Origin of the sequence: Methylobacterium sp. C1, from assembly GCF_001854385.1 — a bacterium.
GTDB lineage: Bacteria > Pseudomonadota > Alphaproteobacteria > Rhizobiales > Beijerinckiaceae > Methylobacterium > Methylobacterium radiotolerans.
Window position 1 is genome coordinate 448,912 of the sequence record NZ_CP017640.1, and the last position, 15,795, is coordinate 464,706.

Annotated in this window: 11 protein-coding genes; 2 read left to right on the forward strand and 9 right to left on the reverse strand. The window is 62.8% G+C overall.

Annotated features, from left to right (window positions below):
- Nucleotides 1–49 precede the first annotated feature (49 nt).
- The 9 genes from BKE41_RS29935 to BKE41_RS02040 all read right to left on the reverse strand — a co-directional run bounded on the left by BKE41_RS29935 (nt 50) and on the right by BKE41_RS02040 (nt 13,148).
- Nucleotides 50–1,564, reverse strand: coding sequence for a TniQ family protein (locus BKE41_RS29935; protein WP_159392700.1), 1,515 nt, complete (start codon nt 1,562–1,564; stop codon nt 50–52).
- Nucleotides 1,561–3,483: a TniQ family protein gene (locus tag BKE41_RS29940; RefSeq protein WP_159392701.1), complete on the reverse strand. Its 1,923-nt coding sequence runs from the start codon at nt 3,481–3,483 to the stop codon at nt 1,561–1,563. Before BKE41_RS29940 ends, BKE41_RS29935 begins: the two co-directional genes overlap by 4 nt.
- Before the next feature lie 17 nt (nt 3,484–3,500).
- Nucleotides 3,501–4,580: a TniB family NTP-binding protein gene (locus BKE41_RS29945; RefSeq protein ID WP_083374269.1), complete on the reverse strand. Its 1,080-nt coding sequence runs from the start codon at nt 4,578–4,580 to the stop codon at nt 3,501–3,503.
- 7 nt (nt 4,581–4,587) lie between these two features.
- Nucleotides 4,588–6,771, reverse strand: a complete 2,184-nt coding sequence (locus BKE41_RS30715) for a DDE-type integrase/transposase/recombinase (RefSeq protein ID WP_107645285.1) — start codon at nt 6,769–6,771, stop codon at nt 4,588–4,590.
- Nucleotides 6,771–7,292 carry a hypothetical protein gene (locus BKE41_RS02020; RefSeq protein WP_159392702.1) on the reverse strand — a complete coding sequence of 174 codons (522 nt, stop codon included), beginning with the start codon at nt 7,290–7,292 and terminating at the stop codon, nt 6,771–6,773. The genes BKE41_RS30715 and BKE41_RS02020 overlap by 1 nt, the downstream gene beginning before the upstream one ends.
- Before the next feature lie 1,484 nt (nt 7,293–8,776).
- Nucleotides 8,777–9,505, reverse strand: a complete 729-nt coding sequence (locus tag BKE41_RS30985) for a hypothetical protein (protein ID WP_159392703.1) — start codon at nt 9,503–9,505, stop codon at nt 8,777–8,779.
- Between the two features lie 313 nt (nt 9,506–9,818).
- Nucleotides 9,819–10,163 (reverse strand): helix-turn-helix transcriptional regulator, encoded by a 345-nt coding sequence (locus BKE41_RS02030; protein ID WP_043073057.1) that lies wholly within the window; start codon nt 10,161–10,163, stop codon nt 9,819–9,821.
- 892 nt (nt 10,164–11,055) lie between these two features.
- Nucleotides 11,056–11,721, reverse strand: a complete 666-nt coding sequence (locus tag BKE41_RS02035; RefSeq protein WP_070998398.1) for a response regulator transcription factor — start codon at nt 11,719–11,721, stop codon at nt 11,056–11,058.
- On the reverse strand, nt 11,718–13,148 hold the full coding sequence (locus tag BKE41_RS02040; RefSeq protein WP_070998400.1) for a sensor histidine kinase: 1,431 nt from the start codon (nt 13,146–13,148) through the stop codon (nt 11,718–11,720). Before BKE41_RS02040 ends, BKE41_RS02035 begins: the two co-directional genes overlap by 4 nt.
- Before the next feature lie 343 nt (nt 13,149–13,491).
- Between BKE41_RS02040 and BKE41_RS02045 the strand changes: the two genes are divergently transcribed.
- Both BKE41_RS02045 and BKE41_RS02050 read left to right on the forward strand, forming a co-directional pair.
- Nucleotides 13,492–13,893 (forward strand): cupin domain-containing protein, encoded by a 402-nt coding sequence (locus BKE41_RS02045; protein WP_245295884.1) that lies wholly within the window; start codon nt 13,492–13,494, stop codon nt 13,891–13,893.
- Between the two features lie 188 nt (nt 13,894–14,081).
- Nucleotides 14,082–15,698, forward strand: coding sequence for a GMC family oxidoreductase N-terminal domain-containing protein (locus BKE41_RS02050; protein WP_070998404.1), 1,617 nt, complete (start codon nt 14,082–14,084; stop codon nt 15,696–15,698).
- Nucleotides 15,699–15,795 lie beyond the last annotated feature (97 nt).

Here is a 15,795-nt window from a genome sequence, read left to right on the forward strand (position 1 = left end):
TGCGTCTCGAAATCATAGGAAGCTGAAAGCCCCCCAAATGACTCTCGACTCAACGAACTTGACACTGCCTCTGAGATCGTTTGCGCCCCTGAAAAACATATCTCCGCAGTCTGCGCCCCTGATTATGGTCTATACTAAAAACTAGCCCGCCGGATAGCATGAGTGCGATGATATCAGGTATCGATTTACCTTTCAGTCTGCGACAAGCGTGATGAATTGGCACGCTGTAACTCGAGTCCATTGGAGCAGCCAAACAATCGAGTCTTTGATATAATACTTCGACCGACCTGTTTGACAATTTTCTTGTTAAATGGTTACTAATCATTTCTATATACCCGCTGGCGATCAGCGATTTCAATACGCCAGGACTAATCTCCAGCTGCTTGACACATTGTTCGAAACTAATAAGTCCCTCTGACTCGTAATCCAGTATGCTCGCCGCCTGCGCGTGCACCTCGCTTCTGTAGAGATAATGTAAAACTCGCCCGCTCCCGTGTAGCACCTCGACAGACTTGAAGATGCCGGCATCCACCATGCGCAACAAAGTGCCTCTTCCCACATGTAGTATGTTTGCCGCCTCCCTCAAAGAGATCATTGTACCATTAGAATGACTCTTATGGCCATGACTGCGGTAAGCCACGCCTTCGCTGCCCGCCAGAGAGCAAACTACGTTGATGAACTCGTCATGTAGGATCTTTCTAGCGGCTCGTGACGTCTTCCATGAGCAATGGCGAGCGGATATCATCGAATAAATAGTTGGATACCGCGATGATAAATTAACATGACGCGCGTTGCACTCTCTATAATCTTGATTTATGAACGCATGCCAGTTGTTCGGCCAGTCGCCGAGGATGTTGGCTGCTCGCCTAACTACCTCGGCATCGTCAGGAACGCCTTTTGCACATATTCGGCCTACCCAGCCGACGAACGGTAGAAGCTCCTCAGCGGGAAGGTGGCCAAACACGTCGCTCTCTGTACCCACGATTGGCGAAACCGCTTGACCGAGTGCGCTCGCAATCAAGGCGAGCAACTCCAGTTCTAAGGACGAGGCAGGGACTGCTGAAGCTTCGGATGGTCGTCCATCGCAGTCGGTATCTACGCAACGATCGACGCCGGGACGCCGCCAAGCCAGATGCTTGCGACATTTTGGGCAACTATCCACCAAGTAGACGCGATGAAGCGGACAGCAAGTCCAGGCCCTCAGCCGCCAGACGGCTCTGGAGTATGGTTGTTCGCGCAGGCAAAGCGGACAAGCTCTGGCCGGATGCGTCCTGAAGAATTTGTGAGCAAGAGGCACGCCCGGAATCGCGGTGGATGTACCTGATCCGACATCCTCCCCAACCAGAAGCTCGATCAGGTCCTCCGGGGTGCCCGTAGCAGCCACCAGGTAGGTGATCCATTCGTCGCGACTGACATCGCAGCGCGAGAGGACGCCCGGTGGTAGCAGAAATTGAGAGACGTTTCGAATGCGGTTGAGCTCGCACAGGCGCAACGCCCAATCCTGCAATCCTTCTCCAGGTAGGGGGTCGGAGCGGATGACCAGACGGATGTTGGACCAGGTCAAGGGCGGTCGTTTCCGTGCGGGGCATCGCCGTGCCGTTCCACCGCGGGCATCCGTCGAGCCCTGAGCGGTCGCTCGGCCTTCCTGCGGACCAAAACAGATCGCTGCAACAGGGGGCGGATGTGGGCGATGGCATCTACCGTCCAGACGGCGGAGATGCCGCGTCCGCTGTTCGTTTCAATCACTGGAGCTACGTTGGCGATCGCCAATTCTGCTGCCACTCTTCGGGCGCTGGTCCCATGTTCACGTGCAACGGTCCGGGCAAGGGTGAATTTCCGTTTGAACGCTTCGATCGACTCTAAGGTGACACCTCGTTTTCGACCGCCACGAAGCTTCTCGGCCGACGTCAGGCAACCTGCCGCAAGCAGGACGGGGATCATCCGAGGTGCGACGCCCAACAGTCTGGCGGCTCGTGCGGCGCCTAGCGCCGGTTGCTCGGGTCGGATGCCGAGCTTGTACGTGGCGTCCGCGGGAACAGAATATCTGGCGAGGACTGGAACCCCATCTCCGGTCGCGCGCGCGTGCAGCAGTGGAATGTCACCGGATAGAACCGAGCGGAGAACGTCATGTAGCTTGACGCGCCTCAGCCTCGGGAGGCTTCCGAGGTCAATGGATCCGGTACAGCCCGGACCGTTTGCCAGGGCGGCGAGCCTGGCGTCCAGATCGGCTGCAAAGGTCGGCGGATAAAGCGTACCGCGACCATCTCGGATCAAGCCGAACTCGACCAGCAGACTGTGTAGTCGGAGCTTATGGAGCTGCTTGACACCGATGCCGAGCGACGCCGCGGCGGCCTCGGCGGTGATGAGCGATGCACGCGAAGCGCAGATGCGTTCGGCAGAAGTCTTTTCGACGAGTACGACCCGTCGAGAACCGGCCGGTAGGACGTGCCCCGCCAACACGCCCCGATCCACGAGAGCGGCAACCCTATCGGGCGAGATGCCTAGAATACGGCCTGCACCCGCCGCAGTCAGGCGTTCGTGCTCGACCCGACATGGACTGAAGAACGCCCATGCTTTGATCGCGGGTGCATCCACACGCCTGCTCAGCCACTTCCGAACCTCGTCCGCGACGAGCGAGAGACCGGGTTCCGACAGCACCGCCTTCAGACGGTGTATGAAAGTGCCGAAGGCCGCGTCCAGGCCCACTCGACCGGATTGGCCGACCTGGACGGTGGCGTGCTCCGCCAACAGCTCGTGGAGGCCAGAAGGCCAGTCCAGCAACACGTCGGCGGATCGTTCGAGGCGTGCCGCCATCTCGGTAGTGCCGGGTTTCGACACCGTAGCCGCATGTCTCGACGAGGGATGACGAACCTTCGCCGCGACCGCGAACCGGAGCAGGCGAAGGCCTGCCGCCAGATCGGCAACGGGTGCGCATCCTGTTGGCGGCCGATCGTCAGCCAACTGGGACAGCGTGGCGGCGACGGCAACGAGAGTTGCGGGAGCGGCCTGCTCCGGCACCTCGATCACGCGGCCGCAGCGGCAGGCGGCAATGGCCGACCTGAGCGGTGAAAGGGCTCGGCCGCAGGCGCAACCATCGACGAGCGGAGTTCCATGAGCCGGACAGGCGGTGACGACGCCAAGATCCCAAAGTCGGCTGCAAGTCCCGGTCTCGCGCACACACGATGGACAGATGCGTGAGCGGCTGAAGTTGACTGCCCAGGTTGGCACGAAGGAGTTCCCGAAGGCCAAAAGGCCGTCTCGGCTCTCGTCGGCCCAATAAGCGGCGTCGGAGAGTGCGGCCGGATCGTCCATCGCAAGCAGCGCCGCTAGAGAGGTCAGATCGCAACGCCGCGACAGGATGGAGCCGGGCAGCGCGGCGAGGGCGAGGAGCCGAGCGGGATGGCCGAAGCCATTGGTCTCGCTGACCCGCACGATGAACTGCTGCAGCGACTCTCGCGGATGGATCCGGGGGCGGACGACCAAGCGGGGAGACATCGAAGTCACGCCTTCGTCAGGGCGGAGACGAGTTCGGTACGCCGAGCCGATTTCCTTTTCAGCGCCGATAGGCGCTGCTTCGATGCCAGGGGAAGCGAATGGTGGCGTAGTGCGGGCGGAAGTTGGCCCGACCAGTCGCAGCCCCAAGGGTTTATGAGTACCTCGTGCGCTTTCTGAGTTCGGAAGACGCGATTGTACGAAAACTCCAGCAGTTCCTGAGTGATTTGTTTTTCGCCGTGAACTACTGCATCCCAGACGACCGCGTTCAACTGCTTCTTTAACAAGCCAACCAATCCGCGGGAAGCATAATAGAACCGTTTGGCACAGTCGTACGACATGATATCGAGTTCTTCAGCGAACGGAAACGGGCAATTATCCGCCAAAGCGGCCAGAATGCCCATGAAATTGAGCCTATCTTCAGGTGGATCGGCCTCGGATCCACCCCACTCGTACGGCAGTATCTCCTTCTCCGAACACCATCGTCTGTCGATCTGCTCGTCGAAATCCAGAAGCCTTCGGATTCTTCCCATACCGAACAGAAGAAACGACACGTTCATCATGCCGTGCAATTCTTTCATGAACTCCGCGATATCCTCGCTTCGCACCTCGCCATCGCGGTCGACCGCCCGCTGAGCCTCGTCGATCGGTATGACCTTGACTCCACATTGACCGGCGAGATGCACGACCCTGTCCCTGAGGTCTTCTCGCTCACCACGCTTGTAGAACGGGTCACCCAAAGCTTTAAGAAGTTCACGCGCGATCTTCTTCGGCGTAGGTTGTCCAGGCATCTCGATCGCCAGGATGGGGATCCGATCGCAAATTGCGATCCCCGCTGGCGTCTTGATCTCGACCGCATCTTTCTCGCGAGGGTGTGCGGCTTCGAGCATCTTCAGTGCGGTGGATTTACCTGCGCCTGGAGCGCCGGTGATACAGAGATTGTCTGCCTCGCTCTTGCAACCATGGGCATCGACGAGGTCATTCATCTCATCGATAACGCTCATGAAGGTGGGATGTTCGACGAACTGCTGATCGAATTCCCGAATGAGATTCCATCTCTTGTTTGGGCTTCTATCGCGTACAAGCATGTTCACCTCAGCGCGGCATGAGTATTCGAGAAGCTTTGAAGACCGGCACCTTAGATTTGGGCGGCCGGCCTACCGGGACCTCAACCGGCGCCCGCATGTGGTCCGACGACCGACGCGCATCGACGCTGCCGGATACCGTTGGCGGCGGCAGCGCCGCAGCCGTGGGCGGCACCCTCAGAACACCGCGTGCATCTCGCAACGGCCCGGCAGCATGATGATTTTCGAACATGGTGTGTGTACCCAGGCCCAAGGCTCTCGCGATCAGCGAATTGGTTCGCATGCCAAGCGCGTCGGGCAATCCTGCAGCGATGAGCTCCTGCAGTGCGATCCTCGCCCTGGCGTAGTCCTCGAGACTCTCGCCGCCCCACCTTTCGCGTGCGTATTTTCGGTACAGATTGTGCCTATGTAGATCCAGTCCGCCTGCATAGAGAGGATCTAAGGCCAGACATTTCACCCAAACATTCTGATCAGAGTTGAAGCAGTGTATGGAACCTAGATTAAGGGGGTTGATTTTTATTTTGACTTTGACATTCGGTCCGAACGCCCGGCGGATATCGTGGCCATCATCGCTGTAGTAACGCAGGCCCTGGAAGATCAACCCGCGATTGTCCAATGTCCTGCCGTCACGGATTATTCCGAAGAGAAAATCAAGCTCGCCGCCCGCTACAGGGAATTCAGACTTCACAATACGTGTTCCGTCTCGCCAGCGATGGTTTGGACTGGGAAGCTGGCCGTTCAGTTTGGTCGTCGCGTGGTAATGCTCAAGCAGCCACTTATGGAATATGTAAATCAGATGATAGAGACCGATTACCCCGTTACGTGCCGGGTCATAATCGCATCGAGCGAGTTTGTCGGAGAGAACGTAGCCCGGCATCAGGGAGAGCAGCGCCGTGTTCAACCTCCGGAACATGCCCTCAACATCACCTTTGACCCACGGCATGCGGCTTGGAGTAAAGTCGTAAGCAATGTCGAAGTCGCCCATCAAACGTGCGATTGATCCACCGTGTGCGCTCAGAGAGTTGTCGTAGGTAACCACTCGCGGGATGCCGGCCATCGGGTACGGCGCATTGATGTCGGGAAACGCAGCCTGTACATAGGTCTTTGGCAGGATGGCATGCCGTAGAACGCTACCGAAGACAACGTCGCCCGGAGGCTCAAATCCTATGTAGAAACCAAGTATCGCGCCGCTATATACGTCGACGATCCACGAGGCATACGGACGACCGAGTGGAATGCCGAGAAAATCATCGACGCAGAACACGTCCGCTTGCGTCTCGTCGTATTGAGTCTGGGATAGCGCCGCGGCCGGTTCGTCGTGCCCCCTCGGGTATCGGTATCGGGCACGCGTATGAGTTGGCCCGAGCGAGCCGTGATCCCGGCTTTCTTGAGGAAATTTTGCAAAGCAGTTGTAAAAAGTAGCACGACACGGAAGTTTCGCATCTTTGAAGGACGGATCCAGCTCTTTCAGCTCTTTGATCTCTTTATAAGTCTTGACAATTATATCCGCCATCACGATTTGCGCGGACTGTCCGACATTGCGGCGCCGCCGCGCTGACTGCAGCTCTACAAGGATGTGCTTATTTATGATCTCGCGAACCTTGGTAACGGTGCGGTTGCGGTTGCCGCAGGCGGATCGATTGGTCGCTAGGTCGCGCGGTTCGTTAAGCACCTCCAGCTTGGAACGGTAGCGATAGAACGAAGCGACGCTGACCTTGCGTGGCGTGCCATAGTATCGAATGCCTAGTTCGTGGCCGAGCTCGGCGAGCACTTTCTCCAGGACGAGCGACTTCCCCCCTTGCGTCCGACGATCTCTCCGAGCGTACCCGCCGTCCGGGAACTGCGCCTGGACACGTCGCACGAGGTCGCGCCGGAAACAGATGTCCTTGTAGTCCTTCTCAGGCAGATCGGACAGCGGAACTCTGGGACGGTCCCGGCGTGCGGCAGACTGTTCCGGAGTTTCGCCCTCTCGCCTATTGTCGAAAGTAAGACGTCCTTCGAAGTACTCCCGCTGCAGATCATCTTCTGAGCTGCGTTGAACAATAGAACTAACACTCGATATAGATATATGATCCCCTGTTGAGGGCACGTAATGCCAGAAATCGATTCCGTCTAAAGTCGCCTTACTCAAGAGGACGTAGAGGGTCCCGTTCCAAAGAATGCGCTGCCCGGTTTCGAATTTGCCCGTTTCCATCAGCACACTCCGTGGTACTGCGGATGCCTTACGTGGTCCGGGAGCATCACGACCGTCTCCGGCCCGGGCGCAGCGTTGAAATCCATCGCGAACAGCCCTGCCCGAACCATCGCGAAGATTTGCTCGCGCCGGATAGCGGGTATCCGGTCTCGGATGCTTGCCAGGTCGACTGGCCCAACCTCCAGGATCTGCCTCAGCGAGGCGATATCGGAGGCTGGAGGCAGGGGCGAGTGCCGGTGCTCGTAGACGGTGTAGATTGCGTCGCGTCGTCCGCCCGCCTGCAGATCTCTTTCAGTCACCACACGGTAACCGAAACCCATCCCGTTAAAAGCTGAGGCGATGGCGGGCCAACGAGCCTCATTCTCCGGACGGGCTGCGTCCTTCTCGAGCTTGACCTCCCGGAACTCCGGAAGGCCGAGCTCCACCACGAACGCGTCCGGTCTCGCGATACGCAACTCGCCGTGGAAACGATAGCGCAGCGTGCAGGGCTGCTCGACGAAGCGCAGGACCGAGGCGCTCATCTCGCAATCCAACGCATGGTCGAACTCGGGATCCGACGCGCATCGGATCACGCGCCCGGCCTTTCGGCTGGGCAACCTGCTCTGCCTTCCTTGCCGGGCGCTCCGTGGCGATCGCGCAATGGGTGTTTCCGGGATATATGGAAACACGTCCACCATGTCCTTACGACACGAGACGATGACGGCACCGTCGACCGGCTCCGGTTGATCGGGTGCGGGCCAATATCGGTGCAATACCGGCGAAGGGGTTGAGCGTACGGAATCGGCAACGGGGTAGTGAGTGATCGCATCGACCAGCCACGCTTCGATCTGGGGATCGCGCGTATAAGGGGCTGCAGTCGTCTCCGGTCGGAGAGGATGGAACAGTGGTCGCTGTCGCGGAACCATGCCCCATGGCGTAGCTCGCACCAGATCTGGGTGAATGCCGAGCATCATTAAGCGCCTGCTCATGGGGGGCTCCAAGCATCGGCGGAGAGGCGTTCTTACGCGTCTCGACGCCGGAGAAGTGGTGGAGTGGAGCGCCGACTCGAAGCCATCGATCGGTGCGGGGCGCGGACGTGTCGTCGCGGGTCCGCCGTGGATCATCCACGCGCCGCACGTTCCAGCACCCGTCGAGCTTGCGTGGGACGGGGCGGACGTGGCAAACAGAAGCGGTCCGGGCAATGCGGTCGCATGCGACCGCATTGCTCGACAGGACACGTAAGGGTCCTGGATCGTTGGAGCGTTCTTTCCACGGGCGGCTCCACGATCCGCAATGCGCGGTCCTAACCGGACCGCGCATTTTTCATGGGGGGCGTCGCCTAGTCCGCACAGCCTGTACGGAAATGCGGCGACCGGATGTGCGATCTGCCATCACGTCTGTTCTCCCGAAATCCTCGCGGACGTAGGACCTGGTTGCCCCGCTCCTGATGCGCTTGACGATCCTGCGGCAAACCACAGGCCCGAGTTCCGCGAGAAAGTGATCAACCCAGCCTTCGTCATTCCTGTCAGAGCTTTGGACAGAACGGAGCTGGACACCACTCCCCGGTCGACGATGCGCCTCTGAAATTCTTCGGCGGCCACCCCGGCCGGCGCGTACTCGGCTAGCAAACTTGCAATCATCGGGATGGCAGCCTTCTGACCGGGCGAAGCATTGGACATGACTTGCGCCAAATCGGTTCTCCCGATGGACGACGCTGGATCATCCCCGCCAGCCTCGGATTTCGGACGACCTCCAAGCCGCGCGATGACACCGCCGTGCTCCTTCGATGGAGCCGGACGCCCGATGCGGTTGCCACCGCCGACGTCCGGAGGGCGCGGCATCGGAAAGTTCTCCGCTGCCGCAAGAAAACTTCTGTGTGCGATCTTCGCGGCACGAAGCGCTCCGATGCGCCACATCTCCGCTTCGAGATCTGCGATCTCAGCGTCCAGAGTCTCTATCTCGCGGCCACGGTCGGACAGCGTCGTTATCTCCCGCTTCGTGGACGGCCGACCCTGAAGCACATCTACTATTTACCCTCTTCGCCGCTTGAGGCAAGCGTCGTGGATGAACCGTCGTCGTGCCGCTCCATGAGACATGGACGCGTCCACGGACGTCCGGATGTCGACGACATGTCTCGTCCGAAAGGAGCGGTTTCCGCTCCGTGGCGCCGTTCCGTATCGTCGGCCTCGCTGACCTTCCATCCGTTCGGCCGGTCAGGGAGACGCACGATCGTCTCTGGCGTCAGTTGCCTATCGATATCGAGTACGACGGATCCATCGCAGGCCATGGCCAGAACTGCGTCCGCCGCATCGCCCGACCGGACGCATACCATCAGGTCCGCGATAGGCAGCCCGTGCCCGTCGGCATGCAGGCGATCGAGAATCCTCAGTCGATCTGCAGGCGGAACGATGCGTTTCCGCATTGCCCAGACCGCGCGGGCGGTACCTGCTCTCGGCTCTCGTAGGAATGTCGAACGGTGCATCGGTACCAGTCCGGCCTTTTCGGCCTCTTCGGTCATCTCGCATTCGTCGCGGAGCGCGATCAGATGGACGATACCCGCTCGCGTCTGCAGGTCGAGGGTCAGCGCGTTCGGGATATCCGTGAATGGCCCGCGGCGGACCGACACTACGCTCGGGTCGAGGGAAAGCTGCAGAAGAACGTCTCGATGCCACCTTTGAGGATAGTGAATGACGGCGGGAGTCTTGTGAGATCGGAAGCCAGGATGGATTGACTTGATGGAGTCTACCTTCGGCATCGCCCATTCCTTCGCCGGCATAAACCGGCACTAGGCCCGCACTCGGAGGTAGCCGAACCCTGCGAGCATCTGGTTCAGCAAAACCTTGATGATTTCCAATTTAGATAATAATTATAGCAAGCTTATCAAATAAAAGCATATATTAAGCTTGCGATTATTGATATCAATAATGTACAGACAAAATGTCTGACGGAAAAGCTCGCCGACGCTGTTGAAACTGTGGATTGCGGCGATAGCTCTCGCCGTCTAGCGGCCTTCAAGTACTCGGCGGCACTGCGGAGGCTGAGCACTTTCCAAGAGCGATTCCGCTTGTCTAGGCAGCGTTGGCCCGCAGCCAGCCTTCAATGGCAGCTATGAACTCGGCCTTACGGCCCTCGGCCTCAGCGCGCGAGAAGATACGATCGAGTTCCGATTGGAAGCTGCGTTCCGAGATGGGACGATCCGCTTGCAATGGCTGCGGCGCGACGAGTTGAATCGTCATGAGCAGATCAACGATGTACGCGATCTCCGGCGGCGGCCGCCCGCTGATCCAACGATCAACGCTCCTGGGCGAACTGCCGACCTCGCGCGCGAATTCGGCATGCGACCGACCGAGTTCACGCAAGCGCTCGCGGAACTCCGCCCCGGACATCGGTTTCTCCTCGTCCTGTTCCTTCATCGCTTCGAATTATCCGCGCGGGCTAGCGATTCCAATGCTCTTCAGCATGCGTTCGGGTAGGGCGAGTAGATTGTAGCCGGCTCTGGAACGGCGGTACGGAAGACCACGTCTCGTTCGAAATGCGGGACGCAAGGAGCAATGACCGCATTCCTAACGCGCAACGCGTCGTTGAACGCTACCGACGGATCCGAGCTACGGTGTCAGCGGCCTATCGACTTCCGAGCGAGCCGTGTACGCATCCCGGGCGCAGCGCCCTCCGATAATGTTAAGTACAAATCGAGCGGGCTCTACGTCGTTAGAGTAACGGCGAATGACCTAAGCGAGGCCGCTAGAGATGCAAATATCAGGTCTGGAAGCGTTGGGGTGCCGTTGCGAGTGGCCTGCTGGATCACGCTAGAATTTCATCTATGGGCGGCGAGAAACCCTTTCGCACGCATTGATGGAAAAACGGCGAAATTTCTCAATTATTGTTACACGACCATTTCTAATCAGCCTAGACGATCACCTCCAAGCTACCGTAGATACACGATCTTCTCTCTCGGGAACTCCTGGAACGTCCATGAGGCCGCAGCCTCCGCGTCCGGCTTCGGTCCGAACTGCGGCGCGAACCGGGAGCACACCTCCGTCGCTGCGCGAAATCGGAGCCGGGATCGGCGCGAACCGGGTCTGACGATCCGTTAACGCCGTCGCCGAACCGGGGACGGCGCCGAGGGCCGGCGACGGACACTTTGGCGACGGACACTTCGGCGACGGGCCGCGTGTTCGCGTCACGCGTCTATGTCAGGGAAGTGTGTCGCCGCCGGCGAGCTGTCGATCAGCCCGTGCTGACTTCTGCGCCGCAGGGCACCGCGCGCCGTCCGCGTGGAGCTCCGGAGCGGCGCGGTCGCGAGACCTAGATCGCTCCGACGACGGAGAACGGATCGATCAGGCCGCACCGGATGCAGTAGTAGACGAGTTCCACGTCCGAGCTGACGCCGAGCTTCGATTTGATGGCGTAGTGGTAGTTCGCGACGGTCTTCGGCGAGAGGCTGAGATCGACAGCGATCGCATCCGTGTGCCGCGCATCGAGGATCATCCGCAGGATCTCGAACTCCCGCGGCGACAGGAGGTCGATCGGGGACGGCTGCTCCTCCAGCCGACTCGCGGCCAGCAGGTGTGAGATCTCGGCGCACAGGGTCAGCTTGTTGTTGAACACGCTGCGCACGGCGTCGATCAGGAGCTCCGAAGCGCTGCTCTTCGTGATGTAGCCGCGGGCGCCGGCGCGTATGGCCTGGAGCGCGTAGCTGACGGCGGCATGCACGCTGAACACGAGGATGCGCGCGTCCGGATCCACCTGCCGGATCTGACGGATGGCGTCGATCCCGCCGCGGCCGGGCATGCTGATGTCCATGATGACGACGTCCGGCCCCGCGGCCCGGTAGGTACGGTAGGCCTCCGCGCCGTCCCGGGCTTCGGCGGCGACCTCCATATCGGGCTGTCGTTCCAGGAGCCGCCGGTATCCCTCCCGTACGACGGCGTGATCGTCGACGAGCATCACCCGTATGCGCCGTCCGGTCATGACACCTCCCTGGCCGCGAGCGCGGCGCGAAAGCGGACCCGCAGGCGAAACCCGCCGCCCGGGGACGTTTCCGTCACGATCTGCCCGCCGAGCGCGTGGACGCGGTCGCGCATGCCGAGCAGGCCGAGACCGGGACGCGAACGCTCCAGCACCTCCGCGGGCGCGCCGCTCCCGTCGTCGGCGAAGTCCAGCCGGACGTCCGCACCGCCGTCGGTCTCCACGACGTTCAGCGCGATCGCCACGTTGCGCGCCGCCGCGTGGCGGACGGCGTTGGTGAGGCCTTCCTGGACGATCCGGTAGACATGGGCCGCCGCCTCTGAGGGCAGGCGGTCGACCTGCGCGTCGGCCCGCAGCGCGACTTGGATCCGGCCGCCGGCCCGCTGCGCCTGCGCGGCGATCAGGCTGCGGAGCGCGATCCGCAGCCCGAGATCGTCGATCTCCGGCGGCCGCAGCGAGGCCAGGGTGATCCGGAGCGCCCGCACCGCGTCCGATGCCATGCTGGCGAGTTCGGCGCTCTCGGTCGAGACCGAAGGCGCCGCGGAGCGCGCGCCGTCCTGGATCGAGCGGGCGAGGAGACTCAGGGCCGTCAGCCTCTGCGCCACGTCGTCGTGCAGTTCGAGCGACAGCCACCGGCGCTCTTGCTCCTGGGCATCGATCAGCCGGCGGGCGAGCTCGGCGCGCTCCCGTGTGGCCAGCTGGAGATGGCCGGCAAGCGCGTTGAACACCGTCGCGATGCGCCGGAGCTCGCGCAGGCGGAAGCTCGGCAGACGCCACGCGAGGTCGCCCTGCGCGACGCGGTCGATACCGACAAGGATCTCATTGGCGGGACGCAGGGCGTGCGCGACCGCGCCGTAGACCAGCACGCACAGGACGACTGTCATGGCCGCGAGCGCGCCGGAGACCTGCTTCAGCACGATCCAGGCCGAACCGACGACGGCGTGCGGATCGATGTCCGCCTCCACGATCCCTCTCCGCGAGCCCTGATGCTCGAGCGGCAGACGGACGGTGGATCCGGCGAAGAAGAGGGACCTGTAGAGCGTCGCGAACCAGTCGGGTGCCGCGAGCGCGTGCGGCTCGACGCCGACGCAGCTCGACCGTGTCGGGCCGGTCTCCGCCGGGATCAGCTGCACGCACTGACCGGGTTGCAGGGCGTACCGGGTGACGATCTCCCAGTCCGGAAAGCGTACGGAAATGTCGGCGGCCCGCTCGATGCGCAGGAGCTGCAGGCGAAGTTGCTTGTGCACTTCGCCGGCCGTCTCGGCGTTTCGCTGCCTGGTCTTCGCCGCGACGTCGTGCATGGCGTACGCGGCCGCTCCGGCGGCGCAGAGGATGGCGATCAGCGCGATCCGGCCGACGAGAGCCCATTTGAGATCCAGCTCGCGCGCGTTCCAGGCGGCCAGGACGTGCTTGAGGCTGAAGGTCGTCACCCGTGTCCTCCCGAGAGGCCGAGGGTTATCGAGCTTGCGACCGTCTCGGAAGGGTCCGCGCTGAAGTCGTGCGATTTGCCCAGGTCAACGCGGGCGTTCTGCCGTAGCGGGTCCGATGGCGCGCGGCCTACAGAACTCGACCTGACGAGAGCGTCGCCGGAACGGGCACCAGCTCGGCGTCAGCGAACAGGTTCATCCCGGACCACACCCTCCCGCCGGCTGCCCTGCAGGCGGCTCCACCCACGCGCCGATCTGGAGACCGTCGATGCGTCTGCGCCGAAGCTGCTGTCTCGTCCTCCTTCTCGCGGGCCTCGCGCCGCACGCACGCGCGGGCGAGATGATCATGGTCACCGGTGACGACGCCGTTCGGTGGCGCGCCGCGCCGCCGTCCCTGCCGAAGGGCAGCGAGATCAGCATCATCGCGGGCGATCCCGACAGACCCGGCCCCTTCACGCTCAGACTCCGGTTCCCGCCGGATTACGTCATCGCGCCGCACACGCACGCGACCGACGAGAGCGTGACCTTGCTATCTGGCAATCTCGTCCACGACATGGGGGAGACCATCGACGCGAGCCGCGGCCAGCGGCTTCAGCAGGGCGCCTTCCTGCATCTGCCGGCCCGTATGCCCCACGCCCTCTGGACGACGCGCGAACCGGCCGTGATCCAAGTCTCCGGAACCGGGCCTTTCGGCCTCGACTACGTCAATCCCTCGGACGATCCGAGGAAGACGCGCCCGGACAGATGATCGTCCGCGACGCTGCGATCCTCACGTGACAGGCGCCACACACCATCGCCGTTGCCAACCCTGCTGCCGCCACAGCCCCCGGACGGGCGCCCGCCTCGACGCTCGGGAGCGGCCGATGCACGGGCCACCGGCTCCCGGCCGAGTGCCGGGCCGATCCCAACCCGCCTCCGACAGGGACCCTCGAGATCATGAGCACTTCTGACGCCCGAGTCCGGGATGATTTCGCGCGGCGCGCGGCGGAGAATCAGGCCCGGCTGACCGCCGACGTGAAGCCGGCCTACGACTTCGTCGTGTGCGGCGCCGGCGCCTCGGGTTCGGTCGTCGCGCGGCGACTGGCGGAGAACCCCGAAGTGCAGGTGCTCCTGCTGGAGGCGGGCGGCTCGGACGAGGCCGAGTCCGTACTCGATCCGGCGCTCTGGCCCACCAACCTGGGCGGTCCGCGGGACTGGGGCTTCCGCGCGGAGCCGAACGCGCACCTGAACGGCCGCGCGCTCTCCATGGCGATGGGCAAGGGGCTGGGCGGCGGCTCCAGCGTCAACGTGATGGTGTGGGCACGCGGCCACCGGTCTGACTGGGATGCCTTCGCGACCGAAGCGGACGACGCGGCCTGGGGCTACGAGAATGTCCGCGCCATCTATCGACGCATCGAGAACTGGCGCGGTGCCCCTGACCCGGCGCATCGCGGAAGCGACGGTCCGGTCTGGGTGCAGCCGGCGCCCGATCCCAGCCCCGTGGCCCACGCCATGCTCGACGCCGCGCGGGAGTTGGGCATCCCGACCTTCGACAACCCCAACGGCCGCATGATGGAGGGGCCCGGCGGCGCGGCGCTGACCGACATGCTGGTCCGCGGCGGCCGGCGCGTCTCGCTCTACCGCGCCTACGTCCATCCCTGGCTTGACCGGCCGAACCTGACGGTGCTCACGGACGCCCTCGTCCGCCGCGTCACCTTCGACGGTCGCCGCGCGACGGGGGTCGAGTTCGTCCACGCGGGCGCGGTCAGGACGGTCGGTGCGCGGGGCGAGGTCGTGCTGTCGATGGGCGCGATCCACACGCCCAAGGTCCTGATGCTCTCGGGGATCGGCGACAGCGACGAACTCGGAGCGCTCGGCATCCCGTCGGTTCAGCATCTGCCCGGCGTCGGGCAGAACCTTCAGGATCACGTATCCTTCGGTTGCACCTGGGAGTACGCCGCGCCGATCGCGCCGCGCAACAGCGGCAGCGAGGCCACCCTGTACTGGACGAGCCGGCCCGACCTCGACGCACCCGATCTGCTGTTCTGCCAGGTCGAGTTCCCGGTTCCGAGCGAGCAGACCGCGGCGCGCGGCGTGCCGGCCCATGGGTGGACCATGTTCGCCGGCCTCGCGCAGCCCGCCAGCCGCGGTCGCCTGCGGCTCCGGAGCGCCGATATGGCGACGCCGCCGGTCATCGAGGCAAACTTCCTGTCCCACCCGGCCGACGTGACCGCGGCCGCGGCCTGCGTCGACCTCTGCCGCGCCCTCGGCAACGCGCGGGCGTTCCGGCCCTACGTGCGCGCCGAGTCGATGCCGGGCCCGCTGTCGGGCGCGGCGATGGCGGATTACATCCGCGATGCCGCCGTCACTTACTGGCACCAGAGCTGCACCGCCAGGATGGGCCGCGACGCGATGGCGGTCGTGGACGGCGCGCTCAAGGTCTACGGCATCGACGGAGTCCGGGTCGCCGACGCCTCGATCCTGCCCCGCGTGACCACCGGCAACACGCAGGCGCCGTGCGCGGTGATCGGCGAACGGGCCGCGGAGATCCTGAAGCGGGCGCACGGCCTGTAACAATCGTCGCTGCGACGAGCCCGCTTGCGGGCTCTATCCATGATCATCCTCCGCTCCCGCGGTGCAAGCCTTGCTAATCGCGCCCCGAAACGCGCAT

What these genes read in the sequence shown, in the direction of transcription:
- BKE41_RS29945 (WP_083374269.1), bottom strand. Translation starts at nt 4,580, where the DNA reads ATGCTTGTACGCGATAGAAGCCCAAACAAGAGATGGAATCTCATTCGG.
- BKE41_RS30715 (WP_107645285.1), bottom strand. Translation starts at nt 6,771, where the DNA reads ATGGAAACGGGCAAATTCGAAACCGGGCAGCGCATTCTTTGGAACGGG.
- BKE41_RS02020 (WP_159392702.1), bottom strand. Translation starts at nt 7,292, where the DNA reads ATGAGCGCCTCGGTCCTGCGCTTCGTCGAGCAGCCCTGCACGCTGCGC.
- BKE41_RS30985 (WP_159392703.1), bottom strand. Translation starts at nt 9,505, where the DNA reads ATGCCGAAGGTAGACTCCATCAAGTCAATCCATCCTGGCTTCCGATCT.
- BKE41_RS02030 (WP_043073057.1), bottom strand. Translation starts at nt 10,163, where the DNA reads ATGAAGGAACAGGACGAGGAGAAACCGATGTCCGGGGCGGAGTTCCGC.
- BKE41_RS02035 (WP_070998398.1), bottom strand. Translation starts at nt 11,721, where the DNA reads ATGACCGGACGGCGCATACGGGTGATGCTCGTCGACGATCACGCCGTC.
- BKE41_RS02045 (WP_245295884.1), top strand. Translation starts at nt 13,492, where the DNA reads ATGGTCACCGGTGACGACGCCGTTCGGTGGCGCGCCGCGCCGCCGTCC.
- BKE41_RS02050 (WP_070998404.1), top strand. Translation starts at nt 14,082, where the DNA reads ATGAGCACTTCTGACGCCCGAGTCCGGGATGATTTCGCGCGGCGCGCG.